The organism is Arthrobacter castelli DSM 16402, assembly GCF_000430705.1.
Lineage (GTDB): Bacteria > Actinomycetota > Actinomycetes > Actinomycetales > Micrococcaceae > Arthrobacter_C > Arthrobacter_C castelli.
Genome location: NZ_KE387202.1, coordinates 36340 through 52991 on the forward strand (window position 1 = coordinate 36340; position 16652 = coordinate 52991).

Here is a 16652-nt window from a genome sequence, read left to right on the forward strand (position 1 = left end):
CCTGAACAAATGAACTTCAAGAAATTCTTCAAAGGCCCACTGGTCTGGATCGTCCTGGGCGTCGCCGTGCTGCTGTTCATTTTCCCGACGTTTCTTGGCGGCGGCGCGACCCGGGTGGATACGAACATCGGTCTGCAGCTGCTTGAGGACAACAAAGTGGAGCAGGCCAAGATCTACGACGGCGAGCAACGCGTCGACCTGACACTGCGCGAGGACTACGTGGTCGATGGCGAGAGCAAGGGCCAGAGTGTCCAGTTCTACTTTGTCACCGCCCGCGCGGACGAGGTCGTCGAGGCGGTCAACACCTCGGACGTGGAGGGCTTTACCGACCAGCCGGCGCAGAGCAACTGGTTCACCAGCATCCTCGGCCTGATCTTGCCGATCCTGATCCTCGGCCTGATTTTCTGGTTCCTGCTGTCCCGGATGCAGGGTGGCGGCGGAAAGGTGATGCAGTTCGGCAAATCCAAGGCCAAGCTGATCACCAAGGATATGCCTCAGGTGACGTTCACCGATATGGCGGGTGCAGACGAAGCGGTCGAGGAACTGCACGAAATCAAGGACTTCCTGCAGGAGCCGGATAAGTTCCAGGCCGTCGGGGCGAAGATCCCCAAGGGTGTATTGCTCTATGGCCCTCCTGGTACTGGTAAGACCCTGCTGGCACGCGCTGTTGCGGGTGAGGCCGGGGTGCCGTTCTACTCCATTTCCGGTTCCGATTTCGTCGAGATGTTCGTCGGCGTCGGTGCTTCGAGGGTGCGTGACCTGTTCGAGCAGGCCAAGACCAACGCCCCTGCGATCATCTTCGTGGACGAGATCGACGCCGTCGGCCGCCACCGTGGTGCCGGCGTCGGCGGCGGTAACGATGAACGTGAGCAGACGCTGAACCAGTTGCTGGTTGAGATGGACGGCTTCGACATCAAGACAAACGTCATCCTGATTGCTGCCACCAACCGGCCTGACGTGCTCGATCCCGCATTGCTCCGCCCGGGTCGTTTCGACCGCCAGGTCACCATCGAGGCGCCTGACATGCTGGGCCGCACCCAGATCCTGGAGGTCCACGCCAAGGGCAAGCCGATGGCCCAGGGCGTCGACCTGCACGCGGTGGCCAAGCGGACCCCGGGCTTCACCGGTGCGGACCTGGCTAACGTGCTCAACGAGGCGGCACTGCTCACCGCCCGCTCGAATGCCCAGCTCATCGATGACCGGGCCCTCGACGAGGCGATCGACCGTGAGATCGCGGGGCCGCAGAAGCGCACCCGGGTGATGAAGGAGTTGGAGCGGAAACTCACTGCTTACCACGAGGGCGGCCATGCCCTGGTGGCGGCCGCATTGCGCAATACGGATCCCGTCACCAAGGTGACGATTCTGCCGCGTGGCCGCGCGCTCGGATACACCATGGTGCTGCCGTCCGACGACAAATACTCCACCACCCGTAACGAGCTGCTGGACCAATTGGCCTACGCCATGGGCGGCAGGGTCGCCGAGGAGATTGTCTTCCACGACCCGACCACCGGCGCGTCCAATGACATCGAGAAGGCCACCTCCATGGCCCGCAAGATGGTCACGCAATACGGGATGAGCGAGAAGATCGGAGCCGTGAAGCTCGGTTCCGCAGGAGGCGAGCCCTTCCTCGGCCGGGACATGAGCCACGAGCGCGACTACTCGGAGGAAGTCGCCTCAGTGGTGGACGACGAGGTGCGCCGGCTGATGGACAATGCGCACGACGAGGCCTGGAACATCCTGAACGAGAATCGCGATGTGCTGGACCGCCTGGCGCTGGAACTGCTGGAGCGCGAGACCTTGAACCAGGCCGAAATCGCTGACCTGTTTCGCGATGTGCGCAAGCGCGACCTGCGCGAAGTGTGGCTGTCCAGCGAGTCCCGGCCCGTCTCCAGCATCCCGCCGGTGGTCACCCCGGCCGAGCGTGCGCAGGCGGCGGCCGACGGCGAACCCGACCCGGTAACCGTTCCGCCGCAGGATCAGGCCGCGAACGCGGATATGCCGCAGCCCTATGACCCGCCGGCCTCTGAGTCGGGAGGCTCTCACGGGGGCTCTGCAGGCGGTCCGGAAGGCGAAACACCGCCCGATCGTCCGCCGCACTCGGATGGCACATCAAGTCCCGGCCGCGGCACGGCGTCGGACAACTGAGTTTACGACCGGCTCTGGTCCATGGAGGGCCAGTGCCGGTTAGACTCGCATAGTGATGGATTTCGACGACGACGTTCCCCTCGGCGGTGTCTCCGCCGACGAACGTACGCCACCGGTGGACCGGCCACGGATCGAGGCGGCAGTGCGGGAAATCCTTGCCGCCATCGGCGAGGATCCGGACCGCAGCGGACTGGTCGGCACCCCCGCGCGGGTGGCCAAGTCCTATGAGGAGATGTTTGCCGGACTGCACCAGGATGCCAGCGAACTGCTGGGGACGACCTTTGATCTTGAACACGAGGAAATGGTGCTGGTCAAGGACATCCCGTTCTATTCGACCTGCGAGCATCACCTGGTGCCGTTCCACGGCACCGCCCACGTGGGCTACATCCCCTCCTATGACGGAAGGGTCACCGGCTTGAGCAAATTGGCCAGGCTGGTGGAACTGTTCGCCAGACGTCCCCAGGTGCAGGAGCGCCTCACCACCCAGATTGCGGATGCCCTGATGACCAGCCTCGCACCGCGCGGAGCGCTCGTCGTCATCGAGTGTGAGCACATGTGCATGTCGATGCGCGGAATCCGCAAGCCGGGGGCGAAAACGGTGACCTCCGCCGTGCGCGGCCAGCTCCACGACCCCGCCACCCGCTCCGAAGCCATGAGCTTGATACTCGGAAGGTAATGATGGATTCTCTCGCTGCAACACCTGGAACCGGCCCCGCCACCTCACCGCTGCCGGTGGTCAAGCCACCGCGGCCTGCCGCCAAATTCGAGGACCTGCCCACCGGCCGCACCCTGCTGATGGGCATCCTGAACGTCACCCCGGATTCCTTCAGCGACGGCGGCCAGTACAACGATCCGGACACCGCCATCGGCCACGGGCTGCGGATGTTCTACGCCGGTGCCGACATCATCGACGTCGGCGGCGAATCCACCCGTCCCGGCGCGGAAGAGGTATCCGATGGGGAGGAGCAGGGGCGCATCCTGCCGGTGGTCGAGGCGCTGGTCAAGGCTGGTGCGCTGGTCAGCGTGGATACGATGAGCGCCGCCACCGCCGCCGAAGCGCTCGACGCCGGTGCGGCTGTGGTCAACGACGTCTCCGGCCTCAATTTCGACCCCAAGATGCCGGCGCTGATTGCCGAACGGGGCGTGCCCTACGTGCTGACCCACCGTCGGGGAGACGCAGGAACCATGGACCAGCACACCGACTACGACGACGTCAGCGGCGAAGTCATCGAAGAGCTGAAGTCGGTACGGGACAAGTTCTATGAAGCCGGGGTGAAGCCGGAACAGCTGATCCTCGACCCGGGCCTGGGCTTCTCCAAGCAGGCCGGACAGAACTGGGAACTGCTGCGGAACCTGGAAAGCTTCACCGCACTTGGCCATCCGGTGCTGGTCGGTGCCTCCCGCAAGCGCTTTCTCGGCAGCTTGCTCGTCAGCGCAGGCAAGGCCGCCCCCGCCGAGGAGCGGGACCATGCCTCGGCCGCCGTCTCGGCGCTGTCGGCCCACCATGGCGCCTGGGCAGTACGGGTGCACGACGTCGCCGCGAGCCTTGACGCGGTCAAGACTGCGGCAGCTTGGGGTGGAGGCAGCTAGATGGACGGGCCGCGGCCGGACCACATTCGACTCAGCGGTATCGCCGCAATTGGCCATCATGGGGTATTCGACCACGAGAAGCGTGCCGGCCAGCCGTTCATCGCCGACGTCGTGCTCTACGCCGACTTGTCCGCTGCCGCCGCCTCGGACGACCTGAACATGGCGGTCAATTACGGTGAGGTTGCCGAACACGTCAAGCGGGTGATCACCGGCCGACCCTACGACCTGATTGAAACGTTGACCGAGAGGATGGCCGCCTCGCTGCTCGATAGCTTCCGGATCGACGCCGTCGAAGTCACCGTGCACAAACCAAAGGCGCCGATCGAAGTGACCTTTTCCGATGTCTCAGTCACCGTCCACCGGGAGCGAAGATGACGACCCGGGCGGTGCTGGCGCTGGGCAGCAACCTGGGTGAGCGGGACGACACCCTGGCTGCCGGCGTCGAGCAATTGGTCGACCATCCGCAGGTGCGGCTGTCGAAAATGTCCCCGATGGTGCAGACCAAGCCGGTGGGCGGCCCGGAGCAGCCGGACTACCTGAATATGGTGATCGAGGTTGAAACCGATTTTGAACCCTACGCTTTGCTGGCGCACTGCCAGGGGGTCGAGCAGGCCCACCACCGCCGGCGGGCCGTGCGCTGGGGGCCGCGCACCCTGGATGTGGACATCATCACCTACGGAGACCTGGTGTGCGACGATCCGCAGCTGACCCTTCCGCATCCGCGGGCGGCGCAGCGGGCCTTTGTCCTGCAACCATGGGCATGGATGGACAACTCGGCGCAGGTGGCCGGCCGGCCCGTGGCCTCGCTGGCGGCCGAGGCCGACGACCTGCCGGGACTGAAACTTTACGAAAGGGACGTGTGAGTACCATCCGCACCCGTTGGCTGATTCTGATTGCCACATTCAGCGCTTTGGCGGGATATCTGGTGTCGCTGGCCGGAACCATGCTGCGCTGGCCGACGCCGGTGCTTCCGCTCAGCTCCTTGTTCACCATGGCCGTCATCGCCGGATTCACCCTGGTGCTCGGTATTCGGGTGCTGCGCTGGCGGCAGGGTAAGCGGCAGCGGCAACTGAACCTGATCCTCGCCGCCCGCACCCTGGTACTGGCCCACGCCTGCGCGTACGCCGGGTCCCTGTTGCTTGGATGGCACATCGGGATTCTGGTTGATCAGTTGCCGCTGTGGGCGTTCCGTTCCGACCACACCATTAGCTTCACTTCCCTGGCGATGACCGGCGGCGGGCTGGTCATGATAGTGATTGGACTGGTGGTTGAGCGGTTCTGCCGCATCCCACCTGAAGACAGCGAAGAGTCCGACGGCGATGGCGGACAATCGAAGGGTGAGGGAGAGTATGCGTAGCGGCACGGCGCGTGAGCCGGTCGACCCGGTCGATGTGCAGTGGAGCCGGGTCTCGGAGAAGCTCATTACGCTGCGCGTGGTCGGCGCGCTGATAGGTTTTGTGATCGCGCTGCTGGTGTTTTCGGTGCCCGTGGTGCTGATGCTGTCCGATGTGTGGCCGGGCTTTCCGGCGTGGCTTGCCTGGGCGCTGCCCGCCGTCGTCGTGGTGGTCAGTGTCTGGTCTCTGCTGCTCATCCCCCGGCAGGTGCGTGCCATTGGCTATGCCGAACGCCATGAGGACCTGCTGATCCGGCAGGGGCTGTTCTTCCAACGCGTGATGGTCGTTCCCTATGGCCGGATGCAGTACGTGGACATTTCGGTTGGTCCCATCGAGCGTGCCCTGGGGCTGGCGTCACTGAAGCTTCATACCGCCTCCCCCAGCACCAATGCCACGCTGGTCGGTCTTCCAAGCGCGGAGGCCGCCCGGCTGCGGGAGCAACTGTCGTCGCTGGGTGAGGCGAAGCTGGCAGGACTATGACGGCACCACCTCCGGCCGGGAACCTTCCGGCCGACGAGCATTTCGGCCCGGACGACGCCGAAACCTGGCACCGGGTGCATCCGGTCTCGCCCATGGTCAAGGGATGGATCGGCATCATCGCGGTCATCCTGGTGTTCGGCCGCGGGATCTTCGAAGACCTGATTGCAGGACGGGGCATGCCGCAATACGGCCCCGGCGGGGACACCGTGCCGCTTTGGATCATCGCGGGCGGGCTGATTCTGGTGATCCTGCTCTTTGCCCTCGGATTCTTCCTGTCCTGGTACTTCACCCGCTACCAGGTCACGGACCAGCACGTCAGGGTGAACAGCGGCATCGTGTTCCGCCAGCACCGGCAGGCCAGGCTGGACCGGGTGCAGGCCATCGACGTCGTCCAGCCCTTGCTCGCCCGGCTCTTCTCGCTGGCCGAACTGAAGTTCGAAGTCGCCGATTCGGGCAGCTCCGCAGTGCGGCTGAGCTACCTGAGGCTGTCAACGGCGCAGCAGCTGCGTGCCACCATTCTCGCCCGGGCCTCCGGCGCGGAACCGGACCCCGAACACCCCGACCAGGTGAGCGAGGCGCCGGAACAACCGGTGCTGGCGCTGTCCGGCGGCCGCATTGTGGGTGCCACACTGTTGTCCGGAACCACCATCTTTGTCGCACTCGCCGTGATTGCCGTCGCGGTGGTGGCAGGCGCCGTCGATGAGCCCTTCGCGCTGGGCGCGGTGCTGGCCGGCGCGGTGCCGATCCTGTTCGCCGTCGCCGCCGCCTACTGGACCACCTTCAGCAACAGCTACAACTTTCGCGCCGCAACCTCGCCCGACGGCATCAGGCTGCGGTACGGGCTGCTGGACACCAGGGCGCAAACCGTCCCGCCCGGACGCGTGCAGGCGGTCGGGATCGTGCAGTCGCCGCTGTGGCGGCTCAAGGGTTGGTACAAGATGCAGGTCAATGTGGCCGGCTACGGGGTGGACACGCAGGCCAGCGGATCGCGCACCACCCTGCTGCCGGCGGGAACATCGTCCGAGGTGATGCAGATGCTGGCGCTGGTGCTGCCGGATCCGGGAACTGAAGACCCCTTCGACGTCTTCGGAGCGGCCCTCGGCGGACGTGATCAGCACTTCGGATTCACCACCACGCCGCGGCGCGGCCGGATCCTGGACCTGCTGTCGTGGCGGCGCAATGGATTCACTGCCACGGCGACAGCGCTGATCTGCCGGTCGGGCTGGCTGTGGCGGGCTGCTCAGGTGGTCCCGCATGAAAGGACCCAGTCCCTCGCGCTGCACCAGGGCCCGCTGACCCGCCGTCTGAGGCTGGCGGATGTGGTGCTGCATTCGACGCCGGGGCCGGTGACCGCGCGGGTGGTCCATGCCGACCTGGATGTCGCCCGGCAGTTGTTCGAAGAGCAGGCCGACCGGGCGGCACAGGCGCGCCGGGTCAGCGCGCCGGAACATTGGCTGGCCCCGCGGCGCGACGACGGGGAGAGCACGGAATCCCGTCGGGAATCCGGCCCGGAAAGCAGCCCTGAAGCCGTACCGGAAACGCCGCAGGCAGCCGGGCCGGCCCCGGAAGGCCCGAACGAACGCGACAAGGACCTGCCCCCTCGGGAGGATCACAATGGCCAGTAAACCGGGACGCCTCGGAGTCGGCGTGATCGGCGCCGGCAAAGTGGGAGCCGTCTTGGGTGCGGCGCTGCGGGCGGCGGAACACGCCGTCGTCGGGGTCTCAGCCGTCTCCGAGCAGAGTCTTGACCGCGCGGAGAACCTGCTGCCCGGTGTCCCTGTCCTGGAGATCCCCGACATAGTTGAACGTGCCGAGTTGGTGCTGCTGGCGGTTCCCGACGACGAGCTGCCCCGGCTGATCGAGGGCCTGGCCGCCACGGGGGCCTGGCAGCAGGGCCAGCTGGTCGCCCATACCAGCGGCCGGTTCGGCGTCTCGGTGCTGGACCCGGCCAGGAAACTCGGTGTGCTTCCGCTGGCACTGCACCCGGCGATGACGTTCTCGGGGATGTCGCTGGATCTGGCACGGCTGGCTGACTGCAGTTTCGGCGTCACGGCCGACAAACCCATTCTCCCGGTCGCCCAGGCGCTGGTGGTGGAGATGGGCGGCGAACCGGTGGTGATCGAGGAAGACGACCGACCTCTCTATCACGCTGCATTGGCGCATTCGGCCAACCACTTGGTGACCCTGACCGCCCAATCGGTGGAACTGCTCAGCGGGATGGGAGTCGAAGATCCCGCCCGGATGCTGGCACCCTTGCTGCGGGCCAGTCTGGATAACGCGCTCGCTTCCGGCGAATCCGCCTTAACCGGTCCGGTGGCCCGGGCGGACACCGGAACCATCGCCGCCCACGACAAATCACTGGCGGGGCAGGACGAAATCCAATCCGCCTACCGCCACTTGGCACAGGTGACAACCACCAGGGCGCTGCGGCGGGGACAGTTAGACAGCCGGCAGGCGGCCGCCATCCTCCGTGCCCTGGACCTGCCCGCCGAGGACTGAGCGCGGCCACATATGAGGGGAGCAGACAACGATGACAACACCGGAGCCGGCAGTGGTGACGACCCGGGATCAGCTGGCCGCTCGGAGCCTGCCGCTGCTGCAGCGCGCCGCAGCCGGCGGGAGGCGGTTGAGCGTACCGAGCCTTCCGAGCCTGGGGCTGGTCCCCACTATGGGAGCGTTGCACGAGGGTCACGAGGCCCTGGCTGCCGCCGCCGCGGCGGAGAACGACGTCGTCGTCGCCACCATTTTCGTCAACCCGCTGCAGTTTGGGGACACGGCAGACCTGGAACGTTACCCGCGGACCCTGGACGCCGACGTCGAACTGCTGGGCCGCTGCGGCGTTGACCTGGTGTTCGCGCCGCCCTACGAGGAGGTTTATCCGCAGGGGCCGCCGCTGGTGAGCATCAGCTCCGGTGCCCTGGGCGACAAGCTCGAGGGGGCTTCGAGACCTGGCCACTTCGACGGCGCATTGACTGTCGTCGCCAAGCTATTGCACCTGTGTGCTCCCGCTTCCACCGTTCACGGACCAACCGCCTACCGTGCCTACTTCGGACAGAAGGATGCCCAGCAACTGGCCTTGGTGCGCCGGATGGCTGCGGACCTGAACTTCGACGCGACCATCGTGGGGGTTCCTATCGTACGCTCGGACGACGGCCTGGCGCTGTCCAGCCGGAACCGGTTCCTTGATACGGCCGAACGTCAGGCTGCTCTGACGCTGTCTTCGGCCCTTCACACCTTGTCCCGGCAGGCCGCAGCCAATGAGCCGCTTCAGGTGGACGAGGTGGCAGACCTGGTGCAAGCCCATCCGCTGGTGGAGCTGGACTATCTGGAAGTGGTGAATTCCCACACACTTGAGCCGTTGGGGGTGAACTGCCGCCACACCCCGTTCACCGGTCACGCGCTTGCCATGATCGCCGCGAAGGTGGGGCCGGTCCGGCTGATCGACAACATGGAACTGTCAGGCGGGCACGACGGCGCCACTTGGGAGCACGGCGGTGCTACCGGCTAACCTTGGACGGTGAGCAACGAGAATTCCAACCACACGGAGCCTCCCATGGCCAGTGACGCGTCAGAGCAAATGCAGATTCGCCTCGGCAAGCGGCAGCGGCTGCTGGATCGGGGGACGGAACCGTATCCGGTGGTCCTGGAACGTACGCACAGCTTGGCGCAGATCCGGGATGAGTACGGGCATTTGGAGGCCGGTGACAGCACGTCGGTGATGGCAGGAGTGGCTGGACGCGTGGTGTTCACCCGCAACACCGGCAAGCTGTGCTTCGCCACGTTGCAGGCCGGAGACGGGACCCGGCTGCAGGCGATGATCAGCCTGGCCAATGTCGGGGAGCAAGCCCTGGCCGATTGGAAGGAGCTGGTCGACCTGGGCGACCACGTGCTGGTGCACGGGGAGATCATCAGCTCCAAGCGCGGCGAGCTGTCGATTATGGCCAACTGGTGGAAGATGGCTTCCAAGTCGCTGCGGCCAATGCCCACCCTGCACAAAGAATTAAACGAAGAAACCCGTGTTCGCCAGCGGTATGTGGATTTGATGGTGCGCGAAGAGGCACGCCAAATGGTCCAGACCCGTGCGGCAATTACCCAGGCGGTCAGGGATACGCTGCACGGGCACGGCTACATTGAAGTGGAAACTCCAATGCTGCAGTTGGTGCACGGCGGGGCGGCGGCCCGCCCGTTCGAGACGCATTTGAATGCCTTCGACCAGAAGATGACAATGCGGATTGCCCTGGAGTTGTACTTGAAGCGGGCGGTTGTCGGCGGTATCGACCGGGTGTATGAAATCGGCCGCATATTCCGGAATGAAGGCGTCGATTCCACGCACAGCCCGGAATTCACCATGCTGGAGTGCTACGAAGCGTATGCCGACCAGTTTGTGATGGCCGAAAGAATGCAGGAAATCATCGTCAAATGTGCAGACCTAATGGGATCACGGACGTTGGACACCCCCGAGGGCGAAATCAATCTCGACGGGCAATGGCAGTGGCTGTCGGTCTATCCTGGTCTTTCCGAAGCTGTCGGCCAACAGATCACCACCGAAACGGACGCGGAACAGCTCCGCAAAATCGCCGACCGGCATGACGTCAAGGTTGATGCGGGCTGGGATGAGGAAAAGCTGGTCCTGGAACTCTTCGGCGAAATTGTCGAACCGAACCTGATCCAGCCCACGTTCGTGTACGACTATCCGCCCTCGGCCCAGCCGCTGGCCCGGCAGCATCGGGAGGATCCGCGGCTGATCGAGGCCTGGGATCTGGTGATCGGCGGCATGGAGCGGGGAACCGCGTTCTCCGAATTGATTGACCCGGTGATTCAGCGGGAGCGGCTGACGGAGCAGGCCAGCCGCTCCGCGGCCGGAGACGAAGAGGCCATGCAGCTGGACGAGGACTTCCTGCGCGCTCTCGAATACGGGGCACCGCCGATGGGCGGAATTGGATTGGGAATTGATCGTTTAGTCATGTTGTTTACGAATGCAGGAATCAGGGAAACGATCCTTTTCCCTTTGATGAAGCCGGAGTAGCCGCCTGCCGTGACGGGTACCGCCGTCATCGGACCCGGCGTCGTACACCCGGCCGCAGAACCAAACGAAGGCGCCGGTCGCGGCGTCCCGCAAAGGAGTAAACTGGAACCGTGGAATATCTGACAGTTCTGATCCCGTCCGCCGGGGTCGGCGCGGTGTTTTACTTTGCGATGCGGGCGGTCTTTAAGGCCGACCGTTCCGAGCGGGAAGCATTGGCACGTGCTGAAGAGGAAGCCCATCGCGAAAAGGAATAAAGAAATCCTTTGACTCAATATAAGTCTATAGGCGATACTTTGAATACTAAATTCTTCCCCTGCCAGCAATTAGAATTGATATTGAGGAGCCGTAGTGGCACAGAAGGTACAGATCATCCTGACCGATGACATAGATGGCGGAAGCGCTGACCAGACAGTCCGTTTTGGTCTTGACGGCGCGAATTACGAAATGGATTTGTCCGAGGAAAATGCGGGCAAGCTCAGGGAGGCGCTGCGTCCCTTCGTGGCCAAGGCTCGCCGCTCCAGTGGACGGGTGCAGCGCGGCAAGGGAACAACCCCCGCACGGAACCGTGAGGCAGCGGAAATCCGTAAATGGGCCCGCGAAAACGGCTATAAGGTCAGCGACCGCGGGCGTGTGCAGGCCGAAATCCAGGAGGCCTACCGCAAGGCCATGGGCCAGCGCTAGGTCGGCGCCGTACCGGACGGAGTCGCCGGATCAGCCGGAGCAGCACGGCTGGATTCCAGCCGAACGAGGCGGCACTGGGTCCCGGGCGGGTCTCCGCCCGGGACCTTGTCGGTGCTGGCGCGTTCCGGTGTGCGCCGACGCCTGCTGTGCCCGCTGATGCGGCTGTGCCGGGTCCTGCTGACGCGCGCATCGTGGCAACCCTCACGCCCACGGCGAACATGGAACCATGGCGGTTATTTAGTGCGTAGCATCGAAAGTACGCAGTAGCTAGGAGTGTGCCGCAATGTTTGAACGTTTTACTGACCGAGCCCGACGAGTTGTCGTGCTGGCCCAGGAAGAGGCCCGCATGCTCAACCACAACTACATCGGGACCGAGCATATCCTGCTCGGCCTAATTCACGAGGGTGAGGGCGTCGCCGCCAAAGCTCTGGAGTCGCTAAGTATTTCCCTGGGCGCAGTGCGTGAACAGGTCCAGGAGATCATCGGCCAGGGGCAACAGGCCCCGTCCGGGCACATCCCCTTCACACCCCGTGCCAAGAAAGTCCTGGAGCTGTCGCTGAGGGAAGCGCTGCAGCTGGGACACAACTACATCGGCACCGAGCACATTCTGCTCGGGCTGATCCGCGAAGGCGAAGGCGTTGCCGCCCAGGTGCTGGTAAAGCTCGGCGCCGACCTCAGCCGGGTCCGTCAGCAGGTCATTCAGCTGCTCTCCGGTTACCAGGGTGGTGGCAAGGAAGCTGTCTCTGCCGGTAACCCGCAGGAAGGCACACCTGCCGGCTCCGTTGTACTGGACCAGTTTGGCCGCAACCTCACGCAGGCCGCCCGCGAGACGAAGCTCGACCCGGTTATTGGCCGTGAGCACGAGCAGGAGCGCGTGATGCAGGTGCTGTCACGGCGCACCAAGAACAACCCGGTGCTGATTGGCGAAGCCGGTGTCGGCAAGACTGCCGTCGTCGAGGGTCTGGCCCAGTCGATTGTGCGCGGGGACGTTCCCGAAACGCTGAAAGACAAGCAGCTGTATACCCTGGACCTCGGGTCCCTGGTGGCCGGCTCCCGCTACCGCGGTGACTTCGAAGAGCGGCTGAAGAAGGTGCTCAAGGAGATCCGCACCCGCGGGGACATCATCCTGTTCATCGACGAGATCCACACCCTGGTCGGAGCGGGTGCCGCCGAAGGCGCGATTGACGCGGCCTCCATCCTGAAGCCGATGCTGGCCCGCGGCGAACTGCAGACCATTGGCGCGACCACCCTCGATGAGTACCGCAAGCACATTGAGAAGGACGCCGCGCTGGAACGCCGGTTCCAGCCGATCAATGTCGATGAGCCGTCGGTGGCCCACTCGATCGAGATCCTCAAGGGACTGCGTGACCGGTACGAAGCGCACCACCGCGTGTCAATCACCGACAGCGCACTGGCTTCGGCCGCCAGCCTTTCCGAACGCTACATTTCGGACCGGTTCCTGCCGGACAAGGCCATCGACTTGATCGACGAGGCCGGCGCCCGGCTGCGTATCCGCCGGATGACGGCCCCGCCGGAGCTGAAGGAAATCGACGAGCGGATTGCCGATGCCAAGAAGGAAAAGGAGTCGGCCATCGACTCCCAGGACTTCGAAGGCGCCGCATCCATGCGCGACAAGGAGCAGAAGCTGCAGGCCGAGCGGGCGGAGAAGGAACACGCCTGGAAGTCCGGCGGCATGGATGACATCTCCGAGGTCGACGACGAACTGATCGCCGAAGTGCTGGCGAACTCCACCGGTATCCCGGTCTTCAAGCTCACCGAGGAGGAGTCTTCCAGGCTCATGCACATGGAGGAGGAGCTGCACAAGCGGGTCGTCGGCCAGGACGAGGCCGTCAAGTCGCTGTCGCAGGCTATCCGCCGCACCCGTGCCGGACTGAAGGACCCGAAGCGCCCCGGCGGTTCGTTCATCTTCGCCGGCCCGACCGGTGTCGGCAAGACCGAATTGGCCAAGGCGCTGGCTGAATTCCTCTTCGGCGAAGAGGATGCGCTGATCCAGTTGGATATGTCCGAGTTCTCCGAGAAGCACACCGTATCCCGGCTGTTCGGTTCACCTCCAGGCTACGTCGGCTACGAAGAAGGCGGACAGTTGACCGAGAAGGTCCGCCGTCGTCCGTTCTCCGTGGTGTTGTTCGACGAAGTGGAGAAGGCACACGCCGATATCTTCAACTCGTTGCTGCAGATCCTCGAAGACGGCCGGCTGACCGACAGCCAGGGCCGCGTGGTGGACTTCAAGAACACGGTGATCATCATGACCACCAACCTGGGCACCCAGGACATCTCGAAGGGTGTGCCAACCGGTTTCGCATCGGAGTCGAATACAGAGACTTCGTACAACCGGATGCGGGCCAAGGTGATGAACGAGCTCAAGCAGCATTTCCGTCCCGAGTTCCTCAACCGTGTTGACGATCTCGTGGTCTTCCCGCAGCTGAGCCAGGACCAGATCATCGAGATTGTGGACATGTTCGTCTCCAAGCTGGAGGACCGCCTTAAGGACAAGGACATGGGAATCGAGCTCACGCCGGAGGCGAAGGTGCTGCTGGCCACCCGCGGATACGATCCCTCAATGGGTGCCCGTCCGCTGCGCCGCACCATCCAGCGCGAGGTCGAGGACCAGCTCTCCGAGAAGATCCTGTTCGGCGAGTTGAAGGCCGGTGAAGTAGTGGTCGTTGATGTCGAAGGAGAAGGCGACGACGCGCAGTTCACCTTCGCCGGCACCGACAAGCCGGCCGTTCCGGACACTATCCCGGCGAGCTAAACGAGCACCGCCGGTTAGCGCCGGTTTAGATCACGGCAATGGAAAGGGCCCCGCACTTGACGTGCGGGGCCCTTCCCATTCCTCCAGCAGTGAATTCGTGTGACCCATTCAACATTTCGATGGTAGGAATGATGGCATGACTTCAGACAGTTCTGCCGCGGCCTCCGGCAATCCCGAGGCCGCCAACCCACCTGAAACCCCGTTCCACGATCTGGATCACTACATTGCCCTGCCCCGCATATCGGGCCTGACACTCAGCCCGGACGGACAGCGGTTGGTCACTTCAGTGGCCACTCTGAATACCGAATCGACCGAATACACCACGGCGCTGTGGGAACTCGATCCTTCCGGCAACGTACCGGCCCGGCGGCTGACGCGCAGTGCCAAGGGTGAGAGCGGCGCCGCCTTCGCCGGGGACGGCAGCTTGCTCTTCACCTCCGCGCGTCCGGATTCCAAACCGGCGGAGGACCAACCGGCCAAGGCACTCTGGGAACTTCCCGCCGCAGGCGGTGAGGCCAGGGTCGTCATTGCCCGCACCGGCGGTATCAGCAGCGTGCTGACGGCCAAAGGCAGCACGGACAGCTTCGTCAAGGCACCGGTGCTGCCCGGATCGACCGACGAGGAGTCCGACGCCGGCATGCGCGCCGGACGCCAAGACAACAAAGTGGCGGCCATTCTGCACTCGGGCTACCCGGTGCGGTTCTGGGACTCCGATCTGGGGCCGGAGCAGCCGCGGATCTTCGCAGTTGAGGCAGACGCCACCGCCGGCGGACGCGCCGGGAACGGACGCCCCGGAACCACCGAAGAGGAAACGGCCAGGAAGCTGCGCAATGTCGGCGGCGACACCGGAGAGGGGCTCCGTGAGACGGCAACGGTGGTCAGCCCGGACGGCAAGACCATTATCACCGGGATGAACAAGCCACTGGCCAAGGGCGATATGCGCACCATGCTGGTGCGAATCAATACGGTCACCGGGGCCCGGACCGTGCTGCTGGATGAAGATGGCATGGATTTCAGGCCCGGCCCCATCAGCTGGGACAACAGCACCGTCGTTGTCGTCAGTGAACGCCACTCCACCGCCGCGGAAGCGCCGGTGGAACGGCTGAATCTGCTCCCCGTGGCCGGAGGGGAACTGCAACCTGTCGCCAGTTCCTGGGACCGGTGGCCGCAGCCGCATGCCTGGACGCTCGATGATTCCGCCCTGCTGGTGACGGCCGACGACGGCGGCCGGTCCCCGGTATTCTCGGTCAGCATTCAAGGTGGTGAGGTCACCCGGGTGACCGGCGACGACGCCGCCTACACCGACGTCGTCGTCTCCAATGATGGTGGTACGGCTTATGCGGTCCGCAGCTCGTACCTGCTGCCGCCGGAAGTTGTCCGCATCGACCTTGCCAGCGGCGAAACCACCAGGCTCCCCGCCCCGGCCGAACGACCGACGATCCCCGGAAGGCTGGAAGAAGTGGAGACGCGGGCCGCCGACGGGTCCAGAATCCGCGCCTGGCTGGCCCTGCCGAATGACGCCGGAGGGAGCGCGCCCGCCCCCTTGCTGTTGTGGATCCATGGCGGACCGCTGGGGTCATGGAACGCGTGGACTTGGCGGTGGAATCCGTGGCTCATGACGGCACAAGGCTACGCGGTGTTGCTGCCTGACCCTGCCCTGTCGACCGGGTACGGCCAGGATTTCATCCAGCGGGGCTGGGGCGAATGGGGCGAAAATCCGTTCACTGACCTGATGACCATCACCGACGAAGTGGAGCGGCGCCCGGATATCGACGAGACCCGCACCGCCGCGATGGGCGGCTCCTTCGGCGGGTATATGGCCAATTGGGTCGCCGGACACACCGACCGGTTCGACGCGGTCGTGACACATGCCAGCCTCTGGGCCCTGGACCAATTCGGCCCCACGACGGATGCCGCGTTCTTCTGGGAGAAGGAAATGACTCCGGAACGTGCCCGGCTGAACTCGCCGCACCTTCACGTCGAGAACATCCGCACGCCGATGCTGGTCATCCACGGTGACAAGGACTATCGGGTGCCGATCGGCGAAGGGCTGCGGCTTTGGTACGAGTTGCTGTCCAAGTCTGCCCTGGCGGCCGATGAGAACGGTGATACCGAACACCGGTTCCTTTACTATCCCAATGAGAACCACTGGATCCTGACCCCGCAGCATGCCAAGCTCTGGTACTCCGTGGTGCTCGGCTTCCTCTCCGAATACGTGCTGGGCAAATCGGTCGACCTGCCGAAGGAGCTCGGCATCTGAAGCGGCGGGCTTGGGCGGTCTTGGGCGGTCTTGGGCTCGCTTTGGTCCTGCCTTGGTCTGGTGTGAGAGGGTCCCATGGAGGTCTCTGATCGGGGAGCCAGGGCTGACCCCGGGGAGCCTGGGCTGCTGTGAGGGGTCCTCCGCTGCTGAATTATCCGGGCCCTTGCGCGGGTGGTGCGGGCATTCCGTGCGTGCTCTCCGCAGGTAAGACTCGTCGAATGGGCAGTTTCTGCCGGAATTCGCGTTGAGCGTTTCGAGAAGGCAGTTTCCACCCTTCCGCGCGACGTTATCCGGCAGTTATTG

At 64.5% G+C, this 16652-nt stretch carries 15 protein-coding genes; all 15 read left to right on the forward strand.

Features of this window, described 5'->3' with window-relative positions; translation table 11 throughout:
* Positions 1–9: 9 nt before the first annotated feature.
* The 15 genes from ftsH to H535_RS0122515 all read left to right on the forward strand — a co-directional run bounded on the left by ftsH (position 10) and on the right by H535_RS0122515 (position 16349).
* A complete protein-coding gene (gene ftsH / locus H535_RS0122445; protein ID WP_026821300.1) occupies positions 10–2145 on the forward strand; it encodes an ATP-dependent zinc metalloprotease FtsH in 2136 nt (711 codons plus the stop codon).
* Positions 2146–2197: 52 nt separating this feature from the next.
* Positions 2198–2821 (forward strand): GTP cyclohydrolase I FolE, encoded by a 624-nt coding sequence (gene folE, locus H535_RS0122450; protein ID WP_425387318.1) that lies wholly within the window; start codon positions 2198–2200, stop codon positions 2819–2821.
* Positions 2822–2823: 2 nt separating this feature from the next.
* The gene (folP, locus tag H535_RS0122455) at positions 2824–3735 is read left to right on the forward strand and encodes a dihydropteroate synthase (RefSeq protein ID WP_026821302.1); all 912 of its coding nucleotides are present in this window, start codon (positions 2824–2826) and stop codon (positions 3733–3735) included.
* A complete protein-coding gene (gene folB / locus H535_RS0122460) occupies positions 3736–4110 on the forward strand; it encodes a dihydroneopterin aldolase (protein WP_026821303.1) in 375 nt (124 codons plus the stop codon).
* On the forward strand, positions 4107–4598 hold the full coding sequence (gene folK / locus H535_RS0122465) for a 2-amino-4-hydroxy-6-hydroxymethyldihydropteridine diphosphokinase (protein ID WP_026821304.1): 492 nt from the start codon (positions 4107–4109) through the stop codon (positions 4596–4598). The genes folB and folK overlap by 4 nt, the downstream gene beginning before the upstream one ends.
* Positions 4595–5092, forward strand: a complete 498-nt coding sequence (locus H535_RS0122470; protein WP_035770648.1) for a DUF3180 domain-containing protein — start codon at positions 4595–4597, stop codon at positions 5090–5092. The genes folK and H535_RS0122470 overlap by 4 nt, the downstream gene beginning before the upstream one ends.
* Positions 5085–5609: a PH domain-containing protein gene (locus H535_RS0122475; protein WP_026821306.1), complete on the forward strand. Its 525-nt coding sequence runs from the start codon at positions 5085–5087 to the stop codon at positions 5607–5609. The genes H535_RS0122470 and H535_RS0122475 overlap by 8 nt, the downstream gene beginning before the upstream one ends.
* Positions 5606–7234, forward strand: coding sequence for a PH domain-containing protein (locus H535_RS27460; protein ID WP_081416902.1), 1629 nt, complete (start codon positions 5606–5608; stop codon positions 7232–7234). The genes H535_RS0122475 and H535_RS27460 overlap by 4 nt, the downstream gene beginning before the upstream one ends.
* The gene (locus H535_RS0122485) at positions 7224–8108 is read left to right on the forward strand and encodes a Rossmann-like and DUF2520 domain-containing protein (protein WP_035770650.1); all 885 of its coding nucleotides are present in this window, start codon (positions 7224–7226) and stop codon (positions 8106–8108) included. The genes H535_RS27460 and H535_RS0122485 overlap by 11 nt, the downstream gene beginning before the upstream one ends.
* Before the next feature lie 31 nt (positions 8109–8139).
* A complete protein-coding gene (gene panC, locus H535_RS27465; protein WP_051299682.1) occupies positions 8140–9117 on the forward strand; it encodes a pantoate--beta-alanine ligase in 978 nt (325 codons plus the stop codon).
* A gap of 45 nt (positions 9118–9162) precedes the next feature.
* Positions 9163–10635 carry a lysine--tRNA ligase gene (lysS, locus tag H535_RS0122495; protein ID WP_051299683.1) on the forward strand — a complete coding sequence of 491 codons (1473 nt, stop codon included), beginning with the start codon at positions 9163–9165 and terminating at the stop codon, positions 10633–10635.
* 110 nt (positions 10636–10745) lie between these two features.
* Positions 10746–10889 (forward strand): hypothetical protein, encoded by a 144-nt coding sequence (locus tag H535_RS29515; RefSeq protein ID WP_169728277.1) that lies wholly within the window; start codon positions 10746–10748, stop codon positions 10887–10889.
* A gap of 94 nt (positions 10890–10983) precedes the next feature.
* Entirely contained in the window at positions 10984–11316 is a 333-nt protein-coding gene (locus H535_RS0122505; RefSeq protein ID WP_026821309.1) for a histone-like nucleoid-structuring protein Lsr2, read from the forward strand.
* Between the two features lie 283 nt (positions 11317–11599).
* Positions 11600–14089 carry an ATP-dependent Clp protease ATP-binding subunit gene (locus H535_RS0122510; RefSeq protein WP_035770651.1) on the forward strand — a complete coding sequence of 830 codons (2490 nt, stop codon included), beginning with the start codon at positions 11600–11602 and terminating at the stop codon, positions 14087–14089.
* A gap of 136 nt (positions 14090–14225) precedes the next feature.
* On the forward strand, positions 14226–16349 hold the full coding sequence (locus H535_RS0122515; RefSeq protein WP_026821311.1) for an alpha/beta hydrolase family protein: 2124 nt from the start codon (positions 14226–14228) through the stop codon (positions 16347–16349).
* The last annotated feature ends 303 nt before the right edge of the window (positions 16350–16652 follow it).